1 protein-coding gene is annotated in these 1,144 nt (G+C 64.5%); it reads right to left on the reverse strand.

Going from position 1 to position 1,144, the window contains the following annotated elements:
* A complete protein-coding gene (locus BM290_RS46955) occupies positions 1 to 1,092 on the reverse strand; it encodes an IS630 family transposase (protein ID WP_093622513.1) in 1,092 nt (363 codons plus the stop codon).
* Positions 1,093 to 1,144 lie beyond the last annotated feature (52 nt).

Consider the following 1,144-nt stretch of genomic DNA (forward strand, 5'->3'; position numbering starts at 1 on the left):
CTAGTGTGCTGCGCCGGAAATTCGGCTACAAAATCGGGCGAGTGATTCGAGGATCTCTTCGGCGGTCTTGGTCCAGATGAACGGTCGTGGATGGGTGTTCCAGTCGGCGATCCAGTCTCGGATGTCGGCTTCCAGGGCCTGGACGCTTTTGTGGGCGCCGCGGCGGATCTTCTGGTCGGTGAGGAAACCGAACCAGCGTTCGACCTGGTTGATCCAGGACGAGCCGGTCGGGGTGAAGTGCATGTGGAAACGGGGATGCCGGGCGAGCCAGGCCCGGATCGCCGGGGTCTTGTGCGTGCCGTAGTTGTCGCAGACCAGGTGCACGTCCAGGCCGGCGGGCACCTGCCTGTCGATGGTGATCAGGAACTGCTTGAACTCGGTTGCCCGGTGCTGGCGGTGCAGTTCACTGATCACCGTGCCGTCAGCGACGTTGAAAGCTGCGAACAGACTGGTGATGCCGTTGCGGTAGTAGTCGTGTGTGCGTCGTTCGGGCATGCCCGGCATCATCGGCAGGACCGGCTGGGACCGGTCGAGGGCCTGGATCTGGGACTTCTCGTCCACGCACAACACGACCGCCCGTTCGGGCGGGTGGTGGTAGAGGCCGACGACGTCGACGACCTTCTCGATGAACTGGGGGTCGGTCGAGAGTTTGAAGGTGTCCGCCCGGTGTGGCTTGAGGCCGAAGTCGCGCCAGATCCTGCCGATCGTCGACTTCGACAGTCCGGACTTCTCGGCCATCGATGCCCGTGACCAGTGCGTGGCGTCGCGTGGGGTCTGCTCCAGGGTGTCGACCACGACCCGTTCCACCTGGTCCAGGCTGATTGATGGGGGCCGGCCCGGTCGTTGCTCGTCGATCATGCCGTCCAGCCGTTCGGCCAGGAACCGGCGCCGCCACTTGCCGACGGTCGACAGGTGCACCGCCAGTTTCGCCGCTACCTCGACGTTGGACAGACCGTCGGCGCAGGCCAGGACGATCTTCGCTCGCATCGCAAGGACCTGCGAAGACTTCGCCCGCCGTGACCAGCGCAGCAACGTCGCCCGTTCCTCGCCTGACAGCGTCAATGGGGCAGTGGGACGTCCAGTCCTTGGCATCCCGCCACGCTACACCTACTTATGAGGCGAATTTCCGGCGCAGCACACTAGC

Origin of the sequence: Actinoplanes philippinensis, from assembly GCF_900113015.1 — a bacterium.
Lineage (GTDB): Bacteria > Actinomycetota > Actinomycetes > Mycobacteriales > Micromonosporaceae > Actinoplanes > Actinoplanes philippinensis.